We start from the raw sequence: 25,448 nt of genomic DNA, 5'->3' as shown, positions 1-25,448 counted from the left end.
GAGCCCGGGATCCAGAAACACGAGTGGTGCAGGACTTTACACTGTCGGCGGCTCTGGATTGCACGCCTCTGGCGCGGCCCTCCGGGTCCAGGCTCGCCTGTGGCGACTTGGAATGACGGCGTGGTGTCATATGCGATTGCCCTGCCTTCCAGGAGTGGGGGCCAGCGCTGCCCTCCTGATGTGTGAATGCCGCAGGCAACCGGGGGAGGGCACTTCCGGGCGGGCCGCCTCGTTGTCCCACCATGTCTTCTCGTCTCGCCCTTGCGGCCTTCCTCACCCTCATCGTCCCGGCCTTCGCCGCAGAACCGCTGGCACCTCCTGGCACCCCTGCCTCCGCTTTTCCAAAGCCGGACAGGCCGGTGGCCGAGATCATCGCGCCGCTCTGGGCCTCCGAAGCCCAGCGCGACAAGGTCGATGAGGTGGGCCAGGTGGCGCGGCTGATGGGGATCGCGCCGGGCCAGACCGTGGCCGATATCGGGGCTGGGAGCGGCTATTACACGACGCGTCTTGCGGAACGGGTCGGTCCCCGAGGCCATGTCTTCGCCGAGGACGTGACGCCGCGCTATCTCGCCGACCTCACGGCGCGTCTCGCACGCGCCAAGCTCGGCAACGTCACCGTGGTGCGGGGGGAGCCGCACGATCCGCGCCTGTCGCCAGGCTCCCTCGACGCGGCGTTGCTGGTTCACATGTACCACGAGATCAGCCAGCCCTACGGCCTCCTGCACAACCTGGCCGCGGCGATGAAACCCGGTGGCCGGGTGGGGATCGTCGATGCCGACGCCATCCCGTCGCGGCACGGTACGCCGCCGGCCCTGCTGCGGTGCGAACTCGCGGCGGCGGGCTATCGCGAGATCGGCTTCTCGGTGCTGGAGGGCGGAGTCGGTTATCTCGCGATCTTCGAGGCTCCGGCCCCTGCGGCACGCCCCGATCCCTCCTCGATCACCCCGTGCACGGATCAGGCGACGCGAACCGGCCAGCGTTGAGCGAGGGCGGATTCACGGTTCGGTAGCGGCGAACGGCTATCTTCGTCCCAGCTCGAAGAGCGAGCGGGAGAATACGTGCGTGGTCCTGACGTTTTGGCTCGATCAGCCGGTCTGGTTGATGTTCGTCCTTCTGTCGGCGGTCTTCGCCGTCTTGATGGGCGTCATCAGCATCCTCTCGGTCTGGTCCGCGACCCGCCCGGGCATGCACAAGCTCGGCATCGGCGTCGTCGCCCCCTACTTCAACGCCATCTCGGTGATGTTGGCGCTGCTCACGGGCTTCGTGGCGAACGACGCCTGGGAACGGCAGCGGCAGGCGACGAAGATCGTGCAATCGGAGAAGACCAACCTCCTCGCCGTTCACGATCTGAGCCTCGCCGCGGCCTCCGACATGTCCGCGATCCGCACCAAGCTGCTCGCCTATGCGAACGCGCTGATCGACGACGAATGGCCGAAGATGACACAGGGCGAGTCTTCGGGGACCGCGAACGACGCTTTGGGCGAGTTGATGCAATCCGTGGCCGATCCCCGGCACAGCACCGAGGCGGGAGCCGCCGCGCATGGGAGCCTTCTCGATGCGGTGATGAACCTGAGGGCCGAGCGCGGCACGCGCCTCGGCCTCGCCGACGTTCAGGGCGACCAGTCGAAATGGCTGACGCTGATGGTGCTGGCGCTGCTCACCCTCTTCTCCATCGGGCTGATCCACGTGGACAAGCCGGTGCCGCAGGCCGTCGCGATGATCCTATTCTCGGCCGCCACGGTGACGACTTTGGGCATGATCGGCCTGCACGAGCGGCCCTTCGACGGGCCGATGCCGGTCACGTCGGCACCGCTGGAGATGGCGCGGACGTCGATGACGAGCCCGAAGCCCTGAGCGACGGGCCGGTCCCGGCGCTCCCGCCTCAGGCGGGCTCGTCGGGCGGCTTCGGCCCGGCGGGCGCGAACAGGTCGTCGGGCGGATCGATCACGATCCGGCCATTGGCCACGTCGAGGGTCGGGACGAAGGCCTTGGTGAAAGGCAGGAGCGCGGTCGCGCCGCCGAGGGCCGGCTTGATCTCGAGGAGATCGCCGCCGCCGTAATTCGGCACGTCGGTGACGGTGCCGAGGACCGCGCCCGACACATCCACCACATCGAGCCCGACGAGGTCGGCCGTGAAGAACTCGTCTTCGTCCTCGACCTGGCCGAGGCGGTCGCGCGGCAGGTAGATGGCGAGGCGGTTCAGGGCTTCCGCGCCGGTGCGGTCGGAGACGCCCTTCACCCGCACCACGAGCAGGTCGGGCGAGGCTCCGCCGGCCCGGCGCACGTCGGTGAGCTCGATGCGCTGCCCCCCGGCGCCGATGAGCGGCCCGTAGGAGCCAATGGCCTGCGGGTCGCCGGTATAGGATTTCAGGCGGATTTCGCCGTTGAGCCCGTGCGCACGGCCGAACTCGCCCATCTGGACGAGGCTCGGATCGGTGGACGGGAGCGGCACCTCCGGCATCGGCCTGGGCCGATGCGCAGAGGTGGCCGAGCCCGAGCCTAAGCGGCTCGGGCGGTCGCGACGGCCGCCATCGCCGGCGGAAGAAGTGCCTCCGGGGCGGCGCGCCATCGCGGGGACGCCTTAGGCCGCGGCGTCTTCGGCCGGGGCGGCGGCCTTCTCGGCGCGCTTGGCGGCGCGCTCCTTGGCCTTCTCGCCCGGCTCGGCCTTCTGCGGGTTGTTGCGCGCGGGGCGCTTGGCGAGGCCGGCGGCATCGAGGAAGCGCAGGACGCGGTCGGTGGGCTGGGCGCCCTTGGCGAGCCAGGCCTGGATCTTCTCGGACTCGAGCACGATGCGGGCCGGATCGTCCTTGGCCTTCATCGGGTCATACACGCCGACCTTCTCGATGAAGCGGCCATCGCGGGGCGCGCGAGCATCGGCGACGACGATGCGGTAATACGGGCGCTTCTTGGCGCCGCCACGGGTGAGACGGATCTTGAGGGACATGGTGTGCTCCTGGAGGTTGGTAATCTGATCGTTCTTGGCGGATAGCGAGTAGTGAGTAGCGAAGAGAGCCGGCCTGCCGCCCCTTCGCTATTCGCTACTCCCCATTCGCCCCTACTTCTTCTTCCCGAACGGGAAACCGCCGAGGCCCGGCAGACCGCCCGGCCCCTTCGGTCCTCCGAGCCCCGGAAGGCCCGGCATCTTTCCGCCGCCGAAGCCCGGCGGCATGGGCGGCAGCTTGCCGCCCAACTGCTTCTGCATCGCCTCGATCTGCTCGGGCGTCGGCTCGGGCATGCCGGGGGGAAGGCCGGGCATGCCGCCGCCGCCCAGACCGAACATCGAGCCGAGCGCCTGGCCGATGCCGCGCTTGCCCGAGCCCATCGCCTTCATCATGTCGGCCATGGTCCGGTGCATCTTGAGGAGCTTGTTGAGCTCCTCCACCTTCGTCCCCGACCCCGCGGCGATGCGCTTCTTGCGGGAATTCTTGAGGATGTCGGGATTCTTGCGCTCTTGCGCGGTCATCGACGAGATGATGGCGCGCTGGCGCTTGAACATGTTCTCGTCGAGATTTGCGCCCTCGACCTGCTTCTTCATGGCGCCCATGCCGGGCAGCATGCCCATCAGGCCGCCGATGCCGCCCATCTTCTCCATCTGGGCGAGCTGCATCGACAGGTCGTCGAGGTCGAACTTGCCCTTGCGCATCTTCTCCGCGGTGCGGAGCGCCTGCTCATGGTCGATGGTTTCGGCCGCCTTCTCCACGAGGGAGACGATGTCGCCCATGCCGAGGATGCGGTTGGCGACGCGGGAGGGGTGGAACTCCTCGAGCGCGTCCACCTTCTCGCCGGTGCCGACGAGCTTGATCGGCTTGCCGGTGACGGCGCGCATGGAGAGCGCCGCGCCACCGCGCGAATCGCCGTCCATGCGGGTCAGCACGATGCCGGTGACGCCGAGGCGCTCGTCGAAGGCGCGGGCGGTGACCACGGCGTCCTGGCCAGTCAGCGCGTCGGCGACCAGCAGAACCTCGTGAGGCTTCGTCGCCGCCTTGACCTCGGCGGCCTCGGCCATCAGCGCCTCGTCGAGGGTGATGCGACCGGCGGTGTCGAGCATGACCACGTCGAAACCGCCGAGGCGCGCGGCATCCATGGCGCGGCGGGCGATCTGCACCGCCGACTGGCCCTCGACGATGGGCAGGCTGTCGACGCCGACCTGCTTGGCCAGGATCGCCAGCTGCTCCATGGCGGCCGGGCGGCGGGTGTCGAGGGAGGCGAGCAGCACCTTGCGCTTGTCGCGGTTGGTCAGGCGCCGGGCGATCTTGGCCGTGGTGGTGGTCTTGCCCGAGCCCTGGAGGCCGACCATCAGGATGGCGACGGGGGCGGGGGCGTTGAGATCGATGAGGCCAGCCTCGGAGCCGAGCATGGCCACGAGTTCGTCGTTGACGATCTTCACGACCATCTGGCCGGGGGTCACCGACTTGACGACGACGGCGCCGACCGCCTTCTCGCGGACCTTCTCGGTAAAGCCGCGCACCACTTCGAGGGCGACGTCGGCTTCGAGCAGCGCGCGCCGCACCTCACGGAGGGCCGCGGTGACGTCGGCTTCCGTGAGCGCACCCCGACGGGTGAGCCCCGACAGGATACCGGACAGGCGGTCGGACAGGCCTTCGAACATCGTCTGGCTCTCCGAACCTACTGGAACAGGCCGGCGGACGAGACGCGCCGCACCTGCAGCGCCGCCTCGAAGGCGTTGATCGCCGACGCGAACTTGTCCCGGCAATCGGGATTGCAGAACCCGACGACGGACCCGTTGTAGAGCGTCAGGGAATCGGCCGCGATCGGCTTGCCCGACCAGGGGCAGACGTCGTTGACCGCATCCTCGATGCGAAGGGGTTCATGCGCTTGCGACAGGGCGAGACTCACTCGTCTGGATCGGCGGAGCGACGGCCTGTTTCCAACGCGAAACTCGCCCGAGGGCGCATCGCGCTGTCGGGCGTTGACCTCCAGCCTCACAGGGCCGGTCGGCGTTCGTATTGACGACATGTCGTCGGATATGAGGTTGGCGGACTAGTCCGAGAGCCCACGCAAGTCAAGATCGCGGTGGAAACCAAGGACAAATCCCGCCACGCGATCGCGGCCGGGAGTATGGTGCTTGGCCTCGATATTCCTCCGTCTAACGTCGGGGCGGCTGCGAATCACGTATTCGGCGTCGCCTCCTTCGAGCTTGGCCACGGCGATGCCCGTAATCCCGGCCCGAGAATCGGCCTCAGACTTCGCGGATGACGAAAGAAACACCTGCCCCGCATGCCGGACTTTTATACGCTCTACCTCATCGTGCTGATAGCCGGGCTCTCGCACTGCGTGCTCTGGGCCGCCATCCTCTATCGCTACAGGACGCTGCCGGGGGTGCGCTACTGGCTGGCGGGCAGCATGGCTCATGTGGCGGGCGGCATCCTGCTCACCATCGATGGCGGCGTCGGGAATTTCGCCACTACCGTCGGCGGGAATGCCGTCGCCTGTCTGGCCTTTCACCTGAATACGGTCGGCCTGCGCCGCTTCCACGGGGACAGGCCGCGTTGGGCTCTCCATGCCGGGCTGCTGGCCGCCAGCATCCTGGCCATGGCCCTCACCTGGCGGCCCTGGTGGGGCCAGAACCCACTCTACGTCACGTCGCAATGCATTCCTCTCGTGCTCGCAATTCTCTATCTCGCCCGGCGCCAGACACGGGAGCTCGGCGCACTCATCACGATGAGCGCACTGGCGTCGGCCATCACGGCCCATGGCATCGTCGCCTGCGCGGTGACGGTGAGGCTCAGCGGCATCGCGCCGGATGTCTCCCTGGTCTCCCTCGCGGCCATCGACCTGCTGGTCTTCATCCTGGCGGGCATCATCTGGAATTTCGGCTTCATCGTCTCGGTGGTCGACAGCCTGATGGCGAAAGTGGAGCGGCTCGCCGCCGAGGACGACCTGACCGGCCTGCCCAATCGCCGCCAGTTCATGCAGCAGCTCACCGGGGAATGCGCGCGCAAGACGGGCGAGCCGTTCAGCGTGATGCTGATGGATCTCGACCGGTTCAAGGGGATCAATGACGACCTCGGCCACATGGCCGGCGATGCCGCGCTCAAACACGTGGCGGACGCGGTGCAGCGAATCATCCGTCCCGCCGATGTGTTCGCGCGGCTCGGCGGCGACGAATTCGGCATCCTGCTTCGCGGCGTCCAAGGGGATGCGGCCGGTCGGATCGCCGAGCAGGCCAACGCGGCCCTGCGCGCTTCACCCTTCCTCTGGCGCGGCGAACGCATCGGGCTGACGATCAGCATCGGCGTGACCTCGGCCGTCCCCGGCAGACACCACACGCCGGAGGAACTGATCGAATGCGCGGATTCCGCGCTCTACGTCACGAAGGGCCGGAAACGAGACGGCTGGACATTCCTGCCCTTCGCGTCCCGGCCGAACTTCGGCGCAGGTCAGGCGGGCGGAGCGAAGACCGCGCGCCTGCCCGACCGGGCCTCCCGCATCCCGCTGGCAGGCTGAACCCACCGCCTCCGGTCGAGCGCTATGAGAGTCACGCATCTCGCGGGATGCGCGGGACACGGCTCGAGAAAGGCAGGGCGCCTGCATATGGCACCACCCCGTCATTCCGGGTCGCCACCGGCGATCCCGGAATCTAGAGCCGCAGACGGTGCAAAGTCCTCACCACCTGTGTTTCTAGATCCTGGGCTCCGCTGCGCGGCTCCAGGATGACTGAGGCTACAATTAGGCTTCCGACGAGCAAATCGGCCACTACAATCTCCTTCTGTTCCCAGGAGAGGAAGCCCGTTGCGCCTCAAGTCGAACCCTCTTGAATAGAGCGAACAGCCGTCGAGTGGATGGATAAATCCGGCAGGCTCGGCCGAGAGCGATCAGAGCGAGGCCCCCGGACTCACCGATCCTCGAATTTCGGCTTCCGCAATTCCGCCTGGAGTTTCAGCACCTCGTCGAGACTCATCGACCGGCTGCTCCAGTTCGTCTCCATGATGTTGATGGCGGTGAAGCTGTAATGGGCCTTGCCGCCATAGGCGTCGAACGGCGTGCTGTCCGGGTCCGGCGCCACCGGCTTGACGTAATCGACCCGGTAGGACGGGTGGCCGCCCTTGCCCGTGACCGCGATGCGGACCGAGGCGTTGCCGTGCCGCTTCTGGCAGAAGCGCATGTTGGTGAGCAGCCGGCTCAAATAGGCGTCGGCCTCCTCCAGGGTGGGGACGACGTCCGCGAGAGTCGCGTCGGAGGGAAGGTGCGTCTTCTTGATCATGTCGGCCCGTGAGGTTGGTGCCGCACCATAGGCACACCGTCCGGGTGAGGCGAGACCCCGCCCGGCGGAGCCGGGATCAGCCCGCGACGAGTTCCCGCGCCGGGGCTGCCCGGATCGGTGCTCCGGCGACATCCGCCAGGATCTCGTAGGAGCGCACTCGGGCGGCATGGTCGTGGATGGCGCTAGCCACCATGAGTTCGTCCGCGCCCGTCTCGGCGATCAGGTCTGCGAGCCCCCGGCGCACGGTCTCCGGCGAACCGACGATGGCGCGGGCGAGCATCCCCGAAGCCTGGCGCTTCTCGGAGGGCGACCAATAGGTCTCGATATCGTCGATGGGCGGCGGCAGCAGGCCCCGCGTGCCCCGGAACATGTTGGCGAATTGCTGCTGCGCCGAGGTGAACAGGCGGCGCGCCTCGGCATCGGACTCGGCCGCCACGACGTTGACGCCGACCATGGCATGGGGCGCCGTCGACTGCTCGGACGGGGTGAAGCGCTCGCGATAGACGGCGAGCGCCTGGATCAGCGCGTCTGGCGCGAAATGCGAGGCGAAGGCGTAGGGCAGGCCGAGCATGGCGGCGAGCTGCGCGCCGAACAGGCTGGAACCGAGGATCCAGAGCGGCACCTTGGTGCCCGTGCCCGGCACGGCCTGGATCACCTGGCCCGGCTGCGCGTCGCCGAGCAGGGCCTGGAGTTCGAGGACGTCCTGCGGGAACTGGTCCGACGTCTCGGGCGAGCGCCGCAGGGCGCGCAGGGTGCGTTGGTCGGTTCCCGGAGCCCGGCCGAGGCCGAGATCGATCCGGCCCGGATACAGGGTCTCCAGCGTGCCGAACTGCTCGGCGATGACCATGGGCGAGTGGTTCGGCAGCATGACCCCGCCGGCCCCGACGCGGATGCGGCTCGTGCCCGAGGCCACGTGGCCGATGACCACCGAGGTCGCCGCGCTGGCGATGCCCACCATGTTGTGGTGCTCGGCCAGCCAGAACCGCCGGTAGCCGAGGCGCTCGGCCGCCCTCGCGAGGTCGAGGGTGTTCCGCAGGGCGTCCCCGGGCGTCGCGCCATGCGGCACGAAGGCGAGGTCGAGAACGGAAAGAGGGATCATGAATCGCGTGTCCGTTTGCGTGAGCGACCGGCTCGCGCCGGCCATGAACGTCCCCACCCGGAAGAGATCGCGACGCCGCCGCCGCTTCGCAACCGGGCCGTCCAGCGCAGGAGCCATGCGTTCCGGCCGACCCCGAAGCGATCCTCTCGTCATCCGACCCGCGACAGGCTCGACACACGACCTATATGGCTGGGCCTCGACCTCCCGCCCCGAACCCGAGCAACGCCACCGTGTCTCCCGGATACCTGCCCTTCGCCGGCGCCCTCGATCTCCCCGCCTATACCTGTGACAATTGCGGGTTTTGGCAGCGCCATTTCGCGCCGCCGCCCTCGTGTCCGATGTGCCTCGACGCACGTCACGTGGTGCCGCAGAAGGGCTGGCAATTCTGGAGCGAACGCGAGGCGCAGGACCGCTTCCCCTGTCATTGGGAGGAGCTGGAGCCGGGAATCTGGCGTTTCTGGAACGACCCCGTCTCGGGCATCGGGCCGAGCGCCTACCTGATCCAGACGTCCGACGGGAATATGGGCTTCGAGGCCTGCCCGGTCTTCAGCGAGGCGGCGCTCAAGCACATCGCCTCGCTCGGCGGAATGCAGGTCCTGTCCTCGTCGCACCCGCATGCCTACGGGGCGCTGGTGCAGCTGCAGGACCGGTTCGACCCGGAACTCTGCCTGCCGGCCGCCGACTTCATCTGGAGCGCGGCCTTGCAGGTCTCCTGGCCCTACGACGATTTTCTCGAACCGCTCCCCGGCCTCGAACTCCACCGCACGGCGGGGCATTTCGACGGCCACGCGATCCTGTTCGACCGGTCGCGAAAGATCCTGTTCTGCGGCGACGCCCTGAAATTCGAGCTCGACCCGAAGGATTTCCGCCGGGCCGAGACGATCTCGGCGCACAAGGCCTTCGTGCGCGGGGTGCCGCTGACCACCAACGAATTGCGCCGCTACCGCGACGTCTTCGCCCAGCTCGACTTCACCCAGACCTGGACCCCGTTCGAGCCGGCCGCCAATTGCGGCCGGGCCGAGGTGCTGGCGCTCATCGACGGCATGCTGGCGACCCGCCCGCACGCCGCCCCGGTGAGGCTGGACAGCCTCCGGCGATAGGTCAGGCCCGCTTGCGTCAGTCGCGCTTGGCGGTCTGGCCGAACATCACCTTCTTGGCGTCCTCGCTCATGGTCTTGCCGTGATCGGGGTTGACCTCGGGCGCACGGGCATAGGCCGCCTTCGTGGCCGGACGCTCAGCGATCGCCGTGAACCAGCGCTTGAGGTTGGGGAAATCGTCGAGGTTCTGGCCCTGCTTCTCCCAGGGGACGATCCACGGATAGGAGGCCATGTCGGCGATGGAGTAATCGGGTCCGGCGACGAACTCCCGGTCGGCCAGACGCCGGTCGAGGACGCCGTAGAGCCGGTTCGTCTCCTTGACGTAGCGCTCGATCGCGTAGGGGATCTTCTCCGGCGCATATTGCGAGAAGTGGTGGTTCTGGCCGAGCATCGGCCCGAGCCCGCCCATCTGCCAGAACAGCCATTGCAGCACTTCGGCGCGGCCGCGGGGGTCGGAGGCGATGAAGCGCCCCATCTTCTCGGCGAGGTAGAGCAGGATCGCGCCCGATTCGAAGAGCGAGACCGGTTCGCCGCCACCCTGCGGGTCGTGATCGACGATGGCCGGCATCCGGTTGTTAGGGGCGATGGCCAGGAAATCCGGATTGAACTGCTCGCCCTTGCCGATGTTCACCGGCTTGATCGTGTAGGGAAGTCCGACCTCCTCCAGGAACATCGTCACCTTATGGCCATTCGGCGTCGGCCAGTAATGCAGATCGATCATCGAAATCCCTCCAGCGAACCGCGATCACCGGGCGGCGCTGAAAGCCGAGGTGGCGACCGTCGGCACCGAGGTCAAGCCGGCACCGTTCGGTCGAATGCGACAGATTTTTCACCCTATCGCTTTAAGGTTCTCGTGCTTGCATCCCCCTTCACGGGGTAACCCGAGCGGGAGACCGGCAGGATGAGCAGCGCGACGGCGATCAGCAGCGGCGGGATGGTGGCGGCCTCCCAGCGCTTCAGCAATGCGGCGGAACAGATCGCTACGGTCGGCATGACCATGCCCAGCCCGACTCAGGCCGATCAGATCCTCCCCAGCCCGACCCAGGTGGACCTGTCGAGCTCGGCCGTGCAGCTCATGGAGAGCAAGGCGAGCTTCGAACTCAACACAGCCGTGCTGAAATCGACCCTCGACACCGAGAAGCGCGTCCTCGACATTCTCGTGTAGCGTCCCCATCCATCGACGGAGGTGTCTCACCATGACGATCACGGTTTCGCTGAACTCGCTCGGAGTTCTGAAAGCCACCGACGTGGTGGCGAACGCCCGTATCGACGCCCTGCGCAAGCGGGAGACCGAGTCCAACCTCGTCTCCGTCAATCTCGGCGCGCGCACCGAACCGACCTTGAACGCCCGTCCGACAGGTCAGGACCGCGTCGTCGATGTGATCGTCTAGAGCGGTGTCCGATCGGCTTGAATCGACCGGGGTTTCGGGGGCGGCGCAGATGTGATTCGATGCGCGGCTTTCCGAGGAGGAGAGCCGGATGCCCTCAGCCCTGTCAGTCGATCTGCGTGAACGGGTCGTGATGGCGATCGAGGCAGGAGCCTCGCGCCGGGAAGCCGCCAGACGGTTCGAGGTTAGTCCGGCTAGCGCCGTGCGCTGGCACGAGGCCTTCATGCGGGAAGGACGCACATGGGCCAAGCCGATGGGCGGCGATCAGCGCTCGCACGCCATCGAGGCCCAGGCTGGCCTGATCCGGCGGACCTATGAGGCCAAACCGGAACTGTTCCTGCGGGAGCTACGCACCCATCTGGCCGAACGCGGCCTGCGGGTCGGGGTCAGCAGCCTGTCCCGCTTCTTCAAGCGCCACGGCATCACGCGTAAAAAAACACCGGCCACGCCGCAGAGCAGGATCGAGAGGACGTGAAGGCCGCGCGCCTGGCCTGGTTCGAGGGCCAGCTCGACCTCGATCCAGACCGGCTCGTGTTCCTGGACGAGACCGCAACCAACACGAAAATGACGCGTCGCTACGGATGGGCGCTGCGTGGCAAGCGCTGCCGGGTGGCCGTGCCGTTCGGTCACTGGAAAACCATCACGGTCACAGCGGGACTGCGGGCCAGCGGCCTGACGGCGACCGCGCTCTTCGACGGCCCCATGACCGGGGTCCGCTTCCGCCGCTATGTCGATGAGACCCTGGCGCCGACTCTGAAGCAGGGTGACACAGTCGTGCTCGACAACCTGCCCGCCCACAAAGTCAGCGGCATCCGCGAACGCATCGAGGCGGCCGGTGCCCGCCTGCTCTACCTGCCGGCCTACTCGCCCGACTTCAATCCGATCGAACTGGCCTTTGCCAAGCTCAAGGCCTGTTTGCGAGCCCAGGGCGCCCGCACGGTTGTGGAACTCTGCGACACCATCAAGCAGGCCTTCAGGCGCTTCACACCGAATGAGTGCCGCAACTACCTCGTGGCCGCAGGCTACGATGCTTTCGATCCAACCTGATCGGATGCCGCTCTAGTGCCGTACCGAAGGCCTGAAAATTAACCGGCTGCAATGACAGTCGACATCAGGTTTGATCGGGATCCATGACGTGACCACCAATCGTCGCAGCGCCTCACGCAAAGATGCCTTCCGCATCGGGGCGCTTTCATTCGGGAACGACCGGCCTGATATCGACTGCCTGGTCTGGGACCAGTCCGAAACCGGCGCCCAGATCGAAGTCGAAGTTCCGGAGGCGGTTCCGGACGAGTTCATCCTGGTCATGACGGCCTACGCGAAGCCCCGCGCCTGTACTGTAGTCTGGAGACGGGACCGAAAGCTCGGCGTCGCTTTCTCGCTCTGAACGCCGGCGCCGCCGGGACATCCGCAGGACGGGTGAGGGGCGGGAACGCCAAGTGTCGGGATCGTCGGCACCGCAGGGTCGCGGATACGGGCTCGAACCCTGAAGCCCCAAACGGCGATTCACTCTCCGCGTCCGTGCAACGCGGCTATCAGCGTGCCGCGAATGGCTCCTCCACCATATTTACAAACGCACTGCGGTTTCGGGCAGCCGCATGGAGGCGATGCACGCCATGCGGGGGAATGCCGGTTTTTCCGATTCGAACTCTGTCGCTATGACGGCTGCAGGTCGGCGACCCGACGCGTCCACTCGGTGCGAGTCGATTCCATCGCTCGAGCAAAAGCCATATCCAATTGCATAGACGGGACAAGACGACATGGCACATTGGAAAGACGACGTGGATCCAGCCCTGTTCGAGGCATCGTATCGGCCGGGAGACAGAATTGTCGTCCTCGAAGAGATCGTCGCATCCGACTTAAAAAATGGCCGGCTGATCTTGGAAAAGGGACGACAGTTCGAGGTCAGCATGAGAGGCGGATTTTTGTTCTGCAAGCTCGGCGGCAACAAATACAATGAAGCGGTGATCCTCCCGGAGGACTTCCGCAAGGTTCAGATCGTGTCACAGATGAGCGTGGTGCAGACATAGCTGTCTGCCGCGACGTCCGCCAAACGTGATCGAGCGGAACCGCCCGCCATTGGCGTCCTTAGTGATGTCGGAGGCCGAGGACGTGGATCGGTCGGGATTTCACCGCCAGCGGCTCGGCACGCGAGAGGCTGCTTGCGCCGAAACCGGGCAACCGCTAGAGCGATGGAGCCGTAACGGGCAGTCGGGGTGTAGCGCAGCCTGGTAGCGCATCTGGTTTGGGACCAGAGGGTCGTAGGTTCGAATCCTATCGCCCCGACCAATCGCGTGCTTATCGGCCGTTCCATCCTGCAGGAGCTATCGACCCCACGATGCCGAGTGCCCGGATCTACCAGCCCGCCAAGGATCCCACGCAATCCGGCATGGCCCGCACCAAAGCGTGGGTGCTGGAATTCGACCAGAGTTCTCCGCGGGACACGGACCCCCTGATGGGCTGGACCGGTTCGTCGGACATGCTGCAGCAGGTCAGGCTGTCGTTCGAGACGCAGGAAGAGGCCGTGGCCTACGCGACCCATAACGGCATCACCTACCGCGTCGAGCAGCCCCAGAAGCCCGTGATCCGCAAGGGTCTGTCCTATTCGGATAATTTCAAGTTCAACCGCACGGCGCCCTGGACCCACTGAGGCGCCGTCCGAGTCGCAATCCGGGCATTCGGCTCAAAGCTGAATCAGGATCGTGACCACCCCGAAAATCAGGACCGACGCCACGGCGACGGCGAGCAAGATCAGTGCGGCGCGTGATTCGCGCATGTCATCTTCGGTCATTGAGGCCATGCTACAACATCGGGTGACATTCTGGGAAGGTGACCTTGAGGCGTTCGTAGTTGGCCAGTCACGGCATGAGACGTGCCTTTAAAATGCAGCGGGTGTTGCGGCTGTGGACGATATGGCGAGAATTTCGCAGAAGGAATGAAGTTTCGCTCCGATCCCGTCATAGGTGGCGGACGTTGAATCGAAGGGGTAATGTCGCGACGATGGATTGTATCATCTGTGCCTTCTCTGTACCAAATTTCACTGTCTTAAAAGCATCTTGAGCTAGTTTGCGCCGTCACGCACTCCCGACCTTGACGCAATGTTGATTTGAAATGCTAGGCGGCTGACACCGATGTCGCGCCATGAGGTTTAGTCATTATGAGTTCAGTCGCTGAAACGCTCGACATCACGCCCGACTCGGAACCAGTGGCTTTGCTCGAAAAGGACGGCAGCCAGCGTCTGACCCTTAAGTTAAAGCGCCTCGCCATAGCCAGCCAGTGGGTCGCAATGCTCAAGCTGGTGAAAAAGAATGAGGGGCTGAGCGGCCATCCCGCCATTCTCGTGTATCGGCTGCGGGCAGCGCTCGAACTACAAAAGCGAGACGAGATCAAACGGTGTTGTGCGACAATCCGCCAGATCACCGACAGCGAGCAGCTCCTCACGTTTGCGTCGACGTTGCTCAAGTGGGAGAAACCGCTTGAGGCAGCGAGAATTCTTACGAAGCTTCCTAGCACCTATCGATCGGAAGAAGCCCGGCAACTCGCCAAGCGCGTTTACAAGCTGACGAAGGATGCAACCGCCCGCAAACGGGTCCGTCACCTTCTTTTCCTACAGGCTCCCTCCGGCCGGATCACGACGGAAGAGCATCGCTTCCCCAGCGATTCGGACAACTACACCGTTCCCCCATCTCGCATAGAGGTCATGCGCCTGAACGGCATCGATCCTGAGATTGGGGACAGCGTCAGGGAAATGTTCGCCCAGTTTGAGGCCGTGCTCGAGCAGAGGAGATTTCCCGCCGTTACGGAATACAGGGATGTGTTCATCGACAAAGTGGGAATGATCTGGTCGGCTGACGGGAGCGTCGTTCAAGCATCGACCCGTGCCGTGCCGACAATCACCGATCTATCCTCCATCCCGGTTTTCGATGAAGCATATAGTTGCCTTGGACGACACAAGGGATATTTCGAATGGATCGTGCGACGCCTGAGCGGATTGGCTTGGCGACTCGAGCCCAGCACGCCTGATTGCCCGATCCTCTTGCGCGCAGAGCAAGCTGGCTTGGCTGCGGACGCACTCGGCGCACTCGGCATGGACACGGACGCACTCATCACAGTCGAAGGGCCGGTCTTCTGCCGTCGTTTGTATGCCGGCTACGTTTCGATAGGGACATTGGCCCGTACCACCGCGTTCCAGCCTGTATATGGCGCGTTGATCGAGGCCGCGGAACGCCAGAACAACGCTCCGACGCCGGGCAGATTCTATATCTCCCGGCGGGATTCGGCGCGTCGCTCGATGACCAACGAGGCGGACTTCGAGCGCGCACTCATTGATCGGGGCATCACACCGATTGTGCTGAGCCAACTCGGCCTGCTCGAAAAAATCAATCTGTTCCGCAACGCGGAGCTTGTCATCGGCGCGCACGGCGCGGGCTTCTCGCACCTCGTCTTCGCCAAGCCCGGTATGCGCGTGATCGAGATCGCGCCCACCACGCTGGCCAAATCCAAGATGCTGGGCGTGCAGACGTGCTTCACGCGGTTGTCGACCGTCTACGGGCATCATCATACGTTCGTGCTGCATCCGATGAAGCCGGCAACGTCCGAGTGGTCGCCCGACATCGCGGAGATCGACAGGCTGTTGGCCGCCAACTGATATAATCTCCGACTATTTTGACTTAATTTTCCCTGAGGAGTGACGATGAAAGCCATTATCCTGGCGGGCGGGCTCGGCACCCGTCTCAGCGAAGAAACGTCGGTGAAGCCGAAACCCATGGTGGAGATCGGCGGCCGCCCGATCCTGTGGCACGTCATGAAGATCTACGCAGCCCATGGCGTGAACGATTTTGTGATTTGCTGTGGCTACAAAGGCTATGTCATCAAGGAATACTTTGCCAATTACGCGCTTCACAATTCAGACATGACCATCGACCTTTCTAGTGGCGAGATGGTCTTCCATCGCCGCTGGGCCGAGCCCTGGCGCGTGACGCTGGTCGATACCGGCGAGGAATCGATGACGGGCGGCCGGTTGCTGCGGACGGCGGACCATGTCCGCGACGAGAAGGAATTTTTCTTCACCTACGGCGACGGGTTGGGCGACGTGGACATCACCGCCAGCCTCGCCTTCCATCGCGAGCATGGCCGTCAGGCGACGCTGACCGCCGCTTACCCGCCGGGTCGGTTCGGGGCGCTGGGCATCCACGACAAGGTCGTCACGAATTTCGAGGAGAAGCCCAAGGGCGACGGCTCCATGATCAATGGCGGCTTCTTCGTCCTGTCGCCCAAGGTCATCGAGCGCATCGCCAATGACCTCACCGTTTGGGAGCAGGAACCGTTGCGCGGCCTCGCCAGTGATGGGGAACTGATGGCGTACGAACATCGCGGCTTCTGGCAGCCGATGGACACGCTCCGCGACAAGCACATGCTCGAAGGCCTGTGGGCGTCCGGCAAAGCACCCTGGAAGGTGTGGGCATGAGCGCCGCAGCCGAGCGTGGCGGAGCCGCATGGTGGCTCGGAAAACGCGTCTTCGTCACCGGCCATACAGGCTTCAAGGGGGCATGGCTGTCGTTGTGGCTTACCCGTTGGGGTGCGGAGGTCACGGGCCTGTCCCTCGCGCCGCCGACACAGCCGAGCCTGTTCGACGAGGCCGAGATTGCCAAGCGGATGACATCGCATATCGGTGATATTCGTGACGCCGATCTCGTCAAGCGCCTGATCGCGGAGTCACAGCCGGAGATCGTGCTGCATCTCGCAGCCCAGCCTCTCGTGCGCCTGTCCTATCGTGAGCCGGCGGAAACCTACGCCACCAACGTCATGGGCACGATCCACGTGTTGGAAGCCGTCCGTGCCACGCCGTCGGTGAAGGCAGTCGTCGCCGTCACCAGCGACAAATGCTACGAGAACCGCGAATGGCCTTGGGGCTATCGCGAGAACGACCCGATGGGCGGGCACGATCCCTACAGCAGCAGCAAGGGCGCGTGCGAAATCGTCATCGCGTCATGGCGCAAGTCATTCTTCTCCGCACCGGATTCAGCGCGCGTCGCGTCGGTGCGGGCCGGCAACGTCATCGGAGGCGGGGACTGGGCGGAGGATCGCCTCGTGCCCGACATCCTGCGGGCCTTCGAGGCCGACCAGCCCGTCGTGATCCGCAATCCGGGGGCGACCCGGCCGTGGCAGCACGTGCTCGAACCGATCGGCGCCTATCTCCGCATTGCGGAGCATCTGTACGAGGACGGTCATGACTGGGCCGAAGGCTGGAATTTCGCCTGTGACGGGGACGACATCCGCCCTGTCGGCTACATCGTCGACCGCATGGTGAAACTATATGGCGGCACCGCGCGCTGGGAATTGGACAAGGACGGGCATGTCCATGAGGCGCATGCCCTATCGCTGGACTGTTCCAAGGCGCGCCAGCGGCTCGGCTGGAGACCAACATGGCGCCTGGACCGGACTCTGGAACGGATCGTCGAATGGTCGCAGCGGCGGCTCGCCGGCGAACCGGTCGGCGCTCTCAGCGAGGCTGAGATCGATTTGTTCCTGACCGACATGGCGGCGCGCCCAAAACGCGATGCGGCCTGACGTGGATTGGATAAGGAGGCCGGAACGGTGCGGGTAGCAATAACCGGAGCGTCCGGCTTCCTCGGCGGCAGGGTCGCCACCGCACTCGTCGCACGGGGCCACGACGTCACCTGCCTCGCCCGCCCCTCGTCGGAGGTGAAAGCCGGCGGGGCGTCCGTCCTGCGCTTCTCGAGCGCCGAGGAAGCGGGCCGCCATGTGGATTTGCTTGCACCCGACATACTGATCCATCTCGCGGCCGCTCAGGGGCGACGAGGTGAAAGCGCTGCGACGATGGTGGATGCCAACGTGACGCTGAGCGCCGCGTTGTTCGGAGCAATGCGGGACGGAACGCTATTCATCAATACCGCGACGACGCTTCCGCCGGACGTAAACCTGTACGCCCTGACAAAGCACCAGTTCGTCGATCTTGCCCGCCTACTCATTTCGCAGGGACGAACCGGCGCCCATATGGCGAATGCCGAAGTTCAGATGATCTACGGGCCGGGGGACGATCCGGACAAGTTCGTGCCCGGCCTCGCGCGACAGCTGGTCGCGAACGTGAAGCCGCTAGTGACCACACCGGCGACCCAGCGCCGTGATTTCATACATGTGGACGATGCCGTTGAGGCAATCCTGACGCTGGTGGTTTCTCGTGCGCAGCTTGCCGCCTGGCAGGATGTGCCGATCGGGTCCGGCGTGGCGGTGCCGCTCGGGGATTTCATCGCACGCGCCATCCTCGCGAGCGGCTACGACCAACCGTGGCAGAAGTCGCTGCCGCCACGGGCGGGAGAGCCGCCGGAAATGGTGGCCGATACCTCCGTCCTCCGCCGCCTTGGCTGGACTGCTCGAGTGACCCTCGAGGCCGGCATCGCCCAGTTGATCGACGACGCCCGCGACCGCGCAAACGCCATCCTCTGACGGTCCTAAGGGCCCGGCCCGCTCCTGCTTCGGCCCCGGCGGTGCGAGGCAGAGACTGAGATCCCTACAACCGCGCGAGGAGTTCGGCCTTCTTGGTCGAGAACTCGGCCTCGGTCAGCACGCCCTTGCGGTGCAGGTCGGACAGGCGCTCCAGGGTCGAGATGACGTCGCCCGAGGGGGCTCCGGCTTGCGGGAAATCCGGCTCCGGTGCCGGACGCGGGCGGTCTTCGGTGCGGATCGGCGACGGGATCGGATCGGGATGGAACGGCTTCGGCTCGAGGGTGCGATCCGGCGCGGGGGCTACGCTGACCCGTTGGAGCGATTCGAGATCGACATAGCCGTTGCGGCCGCTGAAGCGAAGGCTCTGGGTATCCCCCTGCTGCTGCGACACGCCGGAAATGTCGTAATGCCCGGTATCGTAGAGGACGAGCGTTCCCGAGGTCTCCACGGCGAGCAGCCGGCTATCCGGGAAATAGGCGTAGCGCATGCTGTTCTGCGAGCCGGACGTGGCCGGTCGGCCGAGCTCCGCCGGCCACCAATTCCCGGATGCCGCGCCGTCGTCCCATCCGCCGGGGGGCAGGGATTGGGCTAGATCGGCGCAGAGAGTCGCGACCCGTGACTTGAGATTGGCATCGAACATGTTGCCGATCATGGTCATGCCGCCGGACGACCATTGCCCGAAACCGCCGAGTTCGGGATGGTTGAACTGCGCCATGGTTCCGTTGCCCACCTCCAATGCGCGCATGAGGTGGCGGACGGCGTCGATGCTCACGCCGTGCCGTTCGGCGGCGGCTTGCAGGACGGAGGGTCTATCGGACATGGGCTGTCTCCAAAGACATGAGCTGCCTCCAAAACGGCGAAGATGCCGGGCGCGGCGAAGCGGCCGGATCATAGTACGGCGCTTGCGCGCGAGTCCGTCTCGCAACGCAAAAAGTTTCCACGATCACGGACCTTACGGTCAAGCATCAGCGTTCACTCGGCGGAATTCATGCCGTCGGGCTCCGCGTCACGCAGCGAGCCCACCCTGGAGTGATCATGGTCGCTAAGAACCCCCCGATGCCGCAGGCCGCCGCGCAGACGAAGGCCGTGCGGTCGCGCATCAAAGAGGGATCGCCCTATCCGCTGGGGGCCAACTGGGACGGCCTCGGCGTCAACTTCGCCCTGTTTTCGGCCCATGCCACCAAGGTCGAACTCTGCCTGTTCGACGATGCCGGAGAGCAGGAACTCGAGCGGATCGAGTTGCCGGAATACACCGACGAGATCTGGCACGGCTACCTGCCCGACGCGCGTCCCGGTACGATCTACGGCTACCGGGTCCATGGACCGTACGAGCCCAAGGCAGGCCACCGCTTCAACCCCAACAAGCTGCTGATCGATCCCTACGCCAAGGGTCTCGTCGGCTCCATCACCTGGAACCCGGCCCTGTTCGGCTACCAGATGGAGACCGGCGACGACCTCACCTTCGACGAGCGCGATTCGGCGCCCTTCACCCGCCGCAGCCGCGTCATCGACCCGGCTTTCACCTGGGGACGAGACCGCAAGCCCCACGTGCCGTGGGAGAAGACGATCTTCTACGAGACCCATGTGAAGGGCTTCACCAAGCTGCACCCGGCCGTGCCGGAGAAGCTGCGCGGCACCTATGCCGGCCTCGGCAACCCGGCCGTGCTCGACTACATCAAGAGCCTCGGCGTCACCTCGGTCGAACTCCTGCCCGTCCATGCCTTCGTGCAGGACGATTATCTCCAGGAAAAGAACCTGGTGAATTACTGGGGTTACAACACGATCTCGTTCTTCACGCCCGCCCGGCGCTACGCGGCGGTGCCGGACTTCGCCTTCTCCGAGTTCAAGGAGATGGTGGCGCGCATGCACGGCGCCGGCCTCGAAGTGATCCTCGACGTGGTCTACAACCACACCGCCGAGGGCAACGAGAAGGGCCCGACCCTGTCGTTCAAGGGCGTCGACAACGCCTCCTATTACCGGCTCATGCCGGGCGAGGAGCGCTACTACATCAACGATACCGGCACCGGTAACACCTTCAACCTGTCCCACCCGCGCGTCCTGCAGCTGGTGACCGATTCCCTGCGCTACTGGGCGACGGAAATGCGGGTCGACGGCTTCCGCTTCGACCTCGCCACCATCCTGGGGCGTGAGCCGCACGGTTTCGACGAGGGCGGCGGCTTCCTCGACACCTGCCGGCAGGATCCGGTGCTGAACTCGGTCAAGCTCATCGCCGAGCCGTGGGATTGCGGCCCCGGCGGCTATCAGGTCGGCGGCTTCCCGCCGGGCTGGGCGGAATGGAACGACCGGTTCCGTGACGATGTCCGCGGCTACTGGCGCGGAGATTCCGGTCTGCTGCCGAGCCTCGCCTCGCGCATCACCGGATCGGCCGACAAGTTCAACAAGCGCGGGCGTAAGCCCTGGGCCTCGGTGAACTTCCTCACCGCCCATGACGGGTTCACGCTGAACGATACGGTTTCGTACAACGAGAAGCACAACCTCGCGAATGGCGAGGACGGGCGGGACGGGCATTCCCACAACCTCTCCAACAATTACGGCGTCGAAGGTCCCACCGACGACGAGGCGATCAAGGCGGTGCGCACCCGCCAGATGCGCAACATGATGGCGACGCTGTTCCTCTCGCGGGGAACGCCGATGCTACTCGCCGGCGACGAATTCGCCCGCAGCCAGGGCGGCAACAACAACGCCTATTGCCAGGACAACGAGATCTCCTGGCTCGATTGGGAGGGGATCGACGAGGCGGGCCGCGACCTCGCCGAGTTCACGCAGCGCCTCACCATCCTGCGCGAAGCCTTGCCGATCCTCACCCGCGGGCGCTTCCTCTCCGGCGCCTATGACGAGGATCTCGGCGTCAAGGACGTGACGTGGCTGCGCCCCGACGGCGAGGAAATGTCCACGGAGAACTGGACGGATGGCGGCGCGCATTCCATCGCGGTCCTGCTCGACGGACGCGCGCAGGCCTCGGGCATCCACCGCCGGGGCGGCGATGCGACGCTGCTGATCCTCTACAACGCCTATAGCGACCTCGTCTCGTTCACGCTGCCGAGCTCGGTCGGCGGCGTCGGCTGGACCCGGCTCCTCGACACCAACCTGCCCGACAGCCAGGAGGTCGGCACCTGGGAGATCGGCGACCGCTACGAGGTCACCGGACGCTCGATGCTGATGTTCGTGCTGAAGCCCGAAGAGACCGAGGGCGACGAGGCCACCGAAATGGAGCGTTCCTACCAGCACGTGATGCAGGCTTTCGAACGCGCCAATATCGAGAGCGTGCGCTTCGCCCCCTCGGCGACCTGAAGCGCGCACCGACGAAGTGGATGCTGCTTCGGCCAGGACGGACGCGGCGGAACAAAGGCTTGGAGATGCGTCCCGACCCAAGCGGTCGGGCGCGACTCCGGGCCATTTCGATCGATGACGACGCGGGCGCCGTCGGCACCTGCGTCGTCATCGCGGGATTTGTCGAGGGAAACGGATGAAGCGCCAGCCGTTGGGCATTCCTGACCCACATTCATTGCCTGGCAAAACAACCGACCGATGATGACCGAGAGCCCCGAGAAACCGCCTGCAGGTGAACCGCCGCGCGTGAAAACCGGGGCGGTGTCGGAGATCGCCGATCACACCAGCGACATCTTCTTCACCGCTGTCGAGGCGACCCGGATGCCGATGGTGGTCACCGACCCCCGGCAGGACGACAATCCGATCGTGTTCGTCAACAAGGCCTTCCTGGGCCTCACAGGCTATGCATCCGAGGAGATCATCGGTCGCAATTGCCGCTTCCTGCAGGGGCCGGACACCGACCGGGAAAGCGTGAACGCCCTGCGCGAGGCGATCCAGGCAAGGCGGGAATTCACCACCGAGATCATCAACTACCGCAAGGACGGATCGACCTTCTGGAACGCGCTGTTCGTCGCGCCGATCTACAATGCGGCCGGCGACCTCGTGTATTTCTTCGCCTCGCAGCTCGATGTCTCCCGCCGCCGCACCGTCGAGGAGGCGTTGGGGCAGGCCCAGAAGATGGAGGCGCTCGGCCAGCTGACCGGCGGCATCGCCCACGACTTCAACAACCTTCTCCAGGTCATCGTCGGCTACATCGATATTCTGAGCCACGGTCTCGACCGTCCGGATGCGGACCGTAACCGCCTTCGGCGCGCCACCGACAATATCCGTACGGCCGCCGAACGGGCGACCACCCTGACTCAGCAGCTTCTCGCCTTCGCGCGCAAGCAGCGTCTCGACGGCCGCGCGGTCCATCTCAACGCCCTCGTGAAGGGCATGGAGGATATGGCCGCGCGCAGCCTCGGTGACGCGATCACGCTGCGGCTCGACTTGAGCGAAGACCTCTGGAACTGCCGTGTCGACCCGGCTCAGGCCGAGGTCGCACTGCTCAACATCCTCATCAACGCTCGCGATGCCATGCCGGAGGGCGGCACCGTCGTCATCTCCACCGAGAACCGGGATATCGGCGCGCAGGATCTGGGCTCACAGGATTTCGGCGGATCGGATTCCCTGGGCGAGGGCCGCTACGTCACCGTGACCATCACGGATACCGGGGCGGGAATCCCGCCGCCGATCCTGGCGCGGGTAATGGAGCCGTTCTTCACGACGAAGGACGAGGGCAAGGGCACGGGGCTCGGCCTCTCGATGGTCTATGGCTTTGCCAGGCAATCCGGGGGCGCGGCGCAGATCGAGTCCGTCGTCGGCAAGGGAACGCGCGTCCGCCTGTCCTTCCCCGCCGCCGCCGAGGACGACCGGGAGCCGAACCGCGCCGTGTCGGGGCCGGTCGATCGCCAGGGGACCGAGACCATCCTCATCGTCGACGACCGCGAGGACGTGGCCGAACTGGCGCGGACCATCCTGCGCGATAGCGGCTACACGCTGTTGATGGCCCAGAACGGCCGTGAGGCGCTGGAGATCCTGGATTCGAGCGGTTCGGTGGACCTGCTGTTCACCGACCTCATCATGCCGGGCGGGATGAACGGCATCATGCTCGCCCGCGAGGCTAGGCGGCGGCAACCCCGATTGAAGGTCCTGCTGACCACCGGTTACGCCGAGGCGAGTCTCGAGCGAACCGATGCCGGGGGTTCGGAGTTCGACCTTCTGAACAAGCCCTATCGCCGTACCGATCTCATCCGCCGCGTTCGCGCCATCCTGGACGGTCCGAACGACGACAGCTGAGGTAGCGGCGAGGGGCCCGATACGGGAAACTCGCCATGCCACAAGGTGACAAGTCGAAATACACCGACAAGCAGATCCGCAAGGCCGAACACATCGCTGAAGCCTACGAGGAGCGCGGCGTCCCTGAGAAGGAAGCCGAGGCTCGCGCCTGGGCGACCGTCAACAAGGACGATGGCGGCGGCAAGCATCCGGACGGATCGGGGAGGGGCAAGTCGAGCTCCCACCCGGCGGCCCACAAAGGCGGAGCCGCCGGCGGAAAGGCCTCGGCCTCTCGCACCGCCGAGCAACGCTCGGCCTCGGCGAAGAAAGCCGCTGCGACCCGCAAGCGCAACGCCGAGGCAGCAAGGCCCTCATCCTGAGCGAACGATGGCCGCGCGTTCCCCTCTCCCCGCACGCGGGGAGAGGGAAGCGGCGACCCCGTCGTCGTCGCGGCGAGGCGGCAGCCGGGGGTGAGGAGGCGCGTCCGAAGGAGCCATACCCGGAGATACCCCCTCACCCTCGCCCTGCCGGGCTCACGTCGCCTCCCGACGAGGGGAGGACGACGTCCTCTCCCCGCCCGGCGGGGAGAGGGGAACCCGCACTTCGCGCTCAGGCCATGGCGGTCTTGAGGTTCGCGTCGACCTTGTCGAGGAAGCCGGTGGTGGAGAGCCACTTCTGCTCTGGGCCGACCAGGAGGGCGAGATCCTTGGTCATGAAGCCGGCTTCCACCGTGTCGACGCAGACCTTCTCCAGCGTGTTGGCGAACTTGGCGAGGTCGCCGTTGTCGTCGAGCTTGGCGCGGTGGGCGAGGCCACGGCTCCAGGCGAAGATCGACGCGATGGAATTGGTGGAGGTCTCCTTGCCCTTCTGATGCTCGCGGTAGTGGCGCGTCACCGTGCCGTGCGCGGCCTCGGCCTCGACGGTCTGGCCGTCCGGCGTCATCAGCACCGAGGTCATCAGGCCGAGCGAGCCGAAGCCCTGGGCGGCGGTGTCCGACTGCACGTCGCCATCGTAGTTCTTACAGGCCCAGACGTAGCCGCCGGACCATTTGAGGCAGGAGGCGACCATGTCGTCGATGAGGCGGTGCTCGTAGGTGATGCCGAGCGCCTGGAACTTCGCCTTGAACTCGGCGTCGAACACCTCCTGGAACAGGTCCTTGAAGCGGCCGTCATAGGCCTTGAGGATGGTGTTCTTGGTCGAGAGGTAGACCGGGTACTTGCGGGCGAGGCCGTAATTCAGCGAGGCGCGGGCGAAATCGCGGATCGACTCGTCGAGATTGTACATCGACATCGCGACGCCGGCGGCCGGAAACTTGAAGACTTCCTTCTCGATGATTGTGCCGTCGTCGCCCTCGAACTTGATGGTCAGGCGGCCCTTGCCAGGCACTTTGAAGTCCGTGGCGCGATACTGGTCGCCGTAGGCGTGGCGGCCGATGACGAAGGGCTGGGTCCAGCCCGGCACAAGGCGCGGCACGTTCTTGCAGATGATCGGCTCGCGGAAGATCACGCCGCCGAGGATGTTGCGGATCGTGCCGTTGGGCGAACGCCACATCTCCTTCAGCTTGAACTCCTCCACCCGCTGCTCGTCGGGGGTGATGGTGGCGCATTTCACGCCGACGCCATGGCGCTTGATCGCCTCCGCCGCATCGACGGTGACCTTGTCGTTCGTCTCGTCGCGGTGCTCCACACCGAGGTCGTAATAATCGAGGTCGAGGTCGAGATAGGGATGGATGAGCTTGTTCTTGATCTCGCTCCAGATGATCCGGGTCATCTCGTCGCCGTCGAGTTCGACGACCGGGTTCGCCACCTTGATCTTCGACATGATCCTCAGAACCTTTCTCATCACGCGGCCGGGACCGGCCGCGCTCCCGCTCGCCCGCGGTCATAGCGCGCTGCAACAGGACGCGAAAGCCGTGCCCCTTACAGATCGGGAACTGCGTCGGGGACCGAGATAATTCCCGGCCGGCTCTGGACATCCGCCCTCGGGCCGGGAATCTGCGGCCC

26 protein-coding genes and 1 tRNA gene are annotated in these 25,448 nt (G+C 65.5%); 18 read left to right on the top strand and 9 right to left on the bottom strand.

Annotation, left to right across the window (positions count from 1 at the left end; genetic code table 11):
• Positions 1–242: 242 nt before the first annotated feature.
• Both ACYQR9_RS21690 and ACYQR9_RS21685 read left to right on the top strand, forming a co-directional pair.
• Positions 243–983 carry a methyltransferase domain-containing protein gene (locus tag ACYQR9_RS21690; protein ID WP_461228008.1) on the top strand — a complete coding sequence of 247 codons (741 nt, stop codon included), beginning with the start codon at positions 243–245 and terminating at the stop codon, positions 981–983.
• A gap of 79 nt (positions 984–1,062) precedes the next feature.
• Complete coding sequence (locus tag ACYQR9_RS21685) at positions 1,063–1,854, top strand: bestrophin-like domain (protein ID WP_461228007.1); 792 nt, start codon at positions 1,063–1,065, stop codon at positions 1,852–1,854.
• 28 nt (positions 1,855–1,882) lie between these two features.
• On the opposite strand, the gene rimM is transcribed toward ACYQR9_RS21685, so the two are convergent.
• The 4 genes from rimM to ACYQR9_RS21665 all read right to left on the bottom strand — a co-directional run bounded on the left by rimM (position 1,883) and on the right by ACYQR9_RS21665 (position 4,857).
• Entirely contained in the window at positions 1,883–2,569 is a 687-nt protein-coding gene (gene rimM, locus ACYQR9_RS21680; protein ID WP_207413539.1) for a ribosome maturation factor RimM, read from the bottom strand.
• A 12-nt stretch (positions 2,570–2,581) separates the two neighbouring features.
• Complete coding sequence (rpsP, locus tag ACYQR9_RS21675; RefSeq protein WP_018042769.1) at positions 2,582–2,944, bottom strand: 30S ribosomal protein S16; 363 nt, start codon at positions 2,942–2,944, stop codon at positions 2,582–2,584.
• A gap of 111 nt (positions 2,945–3,055) precedes the next feature.
• Entirely contained in the window at positions 3,056–4,609 is a 1,554-nt protein-coding gene (gene ffh / locus ACYQR9_RS21670; protein WP_461228006.1) for a signal recognition particle protein, read from the bottom strand.
• A gap of 17 nt (positions 4,610–4,626) precedes the next feature.
• The gene (locus ACYQR9_RS21665; RefSeq protein WP_056144470.1) at positions 4,627–4,857 is read right to left on the bottom strand and encodes a hypothetical protein; all 231 of its coding nucleotides are present in this window, start codon (positions 4,855–4,857) and stop codon (positions 4,627–4,629) included.
• Between the two features lie 381 nt (positions 4,858–5,238).
• On the opposite strand from ACYQR9_RS21665, the gene ACYQR9_RS21660 reads away from it, so the two are divergent.
• Positions 5,239–6,468: a GGDEF domain-containing protein gene (locus tag ACYQR9_RS21660; RefSeq protein WP_461228005.1), complete on the top strand. Its 1,230-nt coding sequence runs from the start codon at positions 5,239–5,241 to the stop codon at positions 6,466–6,468.
• A 388-nt stretch (positions 6,469–6,856) separates the two neighbouring features.
• Here the strand turns inward: ACYQR9_RS21660 and ACYQR9_RS21655 are convergent, their stop codons facing one another.
• Both ACYQR9_RS21655 and ACYQR9_RS21650 read right to left on the bottom strand, forming a co-directional pair.
• On the bottom strand, positions 6,857–7,225 hold the full coding sequence (locus ACYQR9_RS21655; protein WP_461228004.1) for a hypothetical protein: 369 nt from the start codon (positions 7,223–7,225) through the stop codon (positions 6,857–6,859).
• Positions 7,226–7,301: 76 nt separating this feature from the next.
• Entirely contained in the window at positions 7,302–8,324 is a 1,023-nt protein-coding gene (locus ACYQR9_RS21650) for an LLM class flavin-dependent oxidoreductase (RefSeq protein ID WP_461228003.1), read from the bottom strand.
• Between the two features lie 185 nt (positions 8,325–8,509).
• Between ACYQR9_RS21650 and ACYQR9_RS21645 the strand changes: the two genes are divergently transcribed.
• Entirely contained in the window at positions 8,510–9,424 is a 915-nt protein-coding gene (locus ACYQR9_RS21645) for an MBL fold metallo-hydrolase (RefSeq protein WP_461228002.1), read from the top strand.
• A 16-nt stretch (positions 9,425–9,440) separates the two neighbouring features.
• On the opposite strand, the gene ACYQR9_RS21640 is transcribed toward ACYQR9_RS21645, so the two are convergent.
• Positions 9,441–10,142 (bottom strand): glutathione binding-like protein, encoded by a 702-nt coding sequence (locus ACYQR9_RS21640; protein ID WP_461228001.1) that lies wholly within the window; start codon positions 10,140–10,142, stop codon positions 9,441–9,443.
• A gap of 180 nt (positions 10,143–10,322) precedes the next feature.
• Here ACYQR9_RS21640 and ACYQR9_RS21635 point away from each other — a divergent pair, with 180 nt between their 5' ends.
• The 11 genes from ACYQR9_RS21635 to ACYQR9_RS21585 all read left to right on the top strand — a co-directional run bounded on the left by ACYQR9_RS21635 (position 10,323) and on the right by ACYQR9_RS21585 (position 18,276).
• Positions 10,323–10,586, top strand: coding sequence for a hypothetical protein (locus ACYQR9_RS21635; protein ID WP_207413526.1), 264 nt, complete (start codon positions 10,323–10,325; stop codon positions 10,584–10,586).
• Positions 10,587–10,617: 31 nt separating this feature from the next.
• Positions 10,618–10,812, top strand: a complete 195-nt coding sequence (locus ACYQR9_RS21630; protein ID WP_419952185.1) for a hypothetical protein — start codon at positions 10,618–10,620, stop codon at positions 10,810–10,812.
• A gap of 88 nt (positions 10,813–10,900) precedes the next feature.
• Positions 10,901–11,856, top strand: a protein-coding gene (locus tag ACYQR9_RS21625; protein WP_461227386.1) for an IS630 family transposase whose coding sequence is annotated in 2 segments (ribosomal slippage) — positions 10,901–11,240 and positions 11,240–11,856 — 957 coding nt in all. Because the reading frame shifts where the segments join, the coding sequence is not laid out codon by codon here.
• An 88-nt stretch (positions 11,857–11,944) separates the two neighbouring features.
• A complete protein-coding gene (locus tag ACYQR9_RS21620) occupies positions 11,945–12,196 on the top strand; it encodes a hypothetical protein (RefSeq protein ID WP_056433139.1) in 252 nt (83 codons plus the stop codon).
• 373 nt (positions 12,197–12,569) lie between these two features.
• Positions 12,570–12,839, top strand: coding sequence for a hypothetical protein (locus ACYQR9_RS21615; RefSeq protein ID WP_207413524.1), 270 nt, complete (start codon positions 12,570–12,572; stop codon positions 12,837–12,839).
• Positions 12,840–13,021: 182 nt separating this feature from the next.
• Positions 13,022–13,098: transfer RNA gene (locus tag ACYQR9_RS21610), tRNA-Pro, on the top strand.
• Positions 13,099–13,147: 49 nt separating this feature from the next.
• Positions 13,148–13,459: an ETC complex I subunit gene (locus ACYQR9_RS21605; RefSeq protein ID WP_056433142.1), complete on the top strand. Its 312-nt coding sequence runs from the start codon at positions 13,148–13,150 to the stop codon at positions 13,457–13,459.
• A gap of 507 nt (positions 13,460–13,966) precedes the next feature.
• Positions 13,967–15,457 carry a glycosyltransferase family 61 protein gene (locus ACYQR9_RS21600; RefSeq protein ID WP_461228000.1) on the top strand — a complete coding sequence of 497 codons (1,491 nt, stop codon included), beginning with the start codon at positions 13,967–13,969 and terminating at the stop codon, positions 15,455–15,457.
• Positions 15,458–15,502: 45 nt separating this feature from the next.
• Positions 15,503–16,276: a glucose-1-phosphate cytidylyltransferase gene (gene rfbF / locus ACYQR9_RS21595; RefSeq protein WP_461227999.1), complete on the top strand. Its 774-nt coding sequence runs from the start codon at positions 15,503–15,505 to the stop codon at positions 16,274–16,276.
• Positions 16,273–17,379, top strand: a complete 1,107-nt coding sequence (gene rfbG / locus ACYQR9_RS21590) for a CDP-glucose 4,6-dehydratase (RefSeq protein ID WP_461227998.1) — start codon at positions 16,273–16,275, stop codon at positions 17,377–17,379. The genes rfbF and rfbG overlap by 4 nt, the downstream gene beginning before the upstream one ends.
• 27 nt (positions 17,380–17,406) lie before the next feature.
• Positions 17,407–18,276 carry an NAD-dependent epimerase/dehydratase family protein gene (locus tag ACYQR9_RS21585; protein ID WP_461227997.1) on the top strand — a complete coding sequence of 290 codons (870 nt, stop codon included), beginning with the start codon at positions 17,407–17,409 and terminating at the stop codon, positions 18,274–18,276.
• A gap of 64 nt (positions 18,277–18,340) precedes the next feature.
• On the opposite strand, the gene ACYQR9_RS21580 is transcribed toward ACYQR9_RS21585, so the two are convergent.
• The gene (locus tag ACYQR9_RS21580; RefSeq protein WP_461227996.1) at positions 18,341–19,096 is read right to left on the bottom strand and encodes an SHOCT domain-containing protein; all 756 of its coding nucleotides are present in this window, start codon (positions 19,094–19,096) and stop codon (positions 18,341–18,343) included.
• A gap of 215 nt (positions 19,097–19,311) precedes the next feature.
• Here ACYQR9_RS21580 and glgX point away from each other — a divergent pair, with 215 nt between their 5' ends.
• From glgX to ACYQR9_RS21565, 3 genes are all read left to right on the top strand, one after another.
• Positions 19,312–21,588, top strand: coding sequence for a glycogen debranching protein GlgX (gene glgX / locus ACYQR9_RS21575; protein ID WP_461227995.1), 2,277 nt, complete (start codon positions 19,312–19,314; stop codon positions 21,586–21,588).
• A gap of 240 nt (positions 21,589–21,828) precedes the next feature.
• Positions 21,829–23,466 (top strand): hybrid sensor histidine kinase/response regulator, encoded by a 1,638-nt coding sequence (locus ACYQR9_RS21570; RefSeq protein ID WP_461229868.1) that lies wholly within the window; start codon positions 21,829–21,831, stop codon positions 23,464–23,466.
• Positions 23,467–23,501: 35 nt separating this feature from the next.
• Entirely contained in the window at positions 23,502–23,825 is a 324-nt protein-coding gene (locus ACYQR9_RS21565) for a plasmid stabilization protein (RefSeq protein ID WP_461227994.1), read from the top strand.
• Positions 23,826–24,054: 229 nt separating this feature from the next.
• On the opposite strand, the gene ACYQR9_RS21560 is transcribed toward ACYQR9_RS21565, so the two are convergent.
• A complete protein-coding gene (locus ACYQR9_RS21560; RefSeq protein ID WP_056432812.1) occupies positions 24,055–25,266 on the bottom strand; it encodes an NADP-dependent isocitrate dehydrogenase in 1,212 nt (403 codons plus the stop codon).
• Positions 25,267–25,448: the final 182 nt, after the last annotated feature.

The organism is Methylobacterium sp. CM6241, from assembly GCF_054817845.1.
Note: the sequence above shows the minus strand (reverse complement) of the source record. Positions and strands in the feature narration are given on the sequence as shown.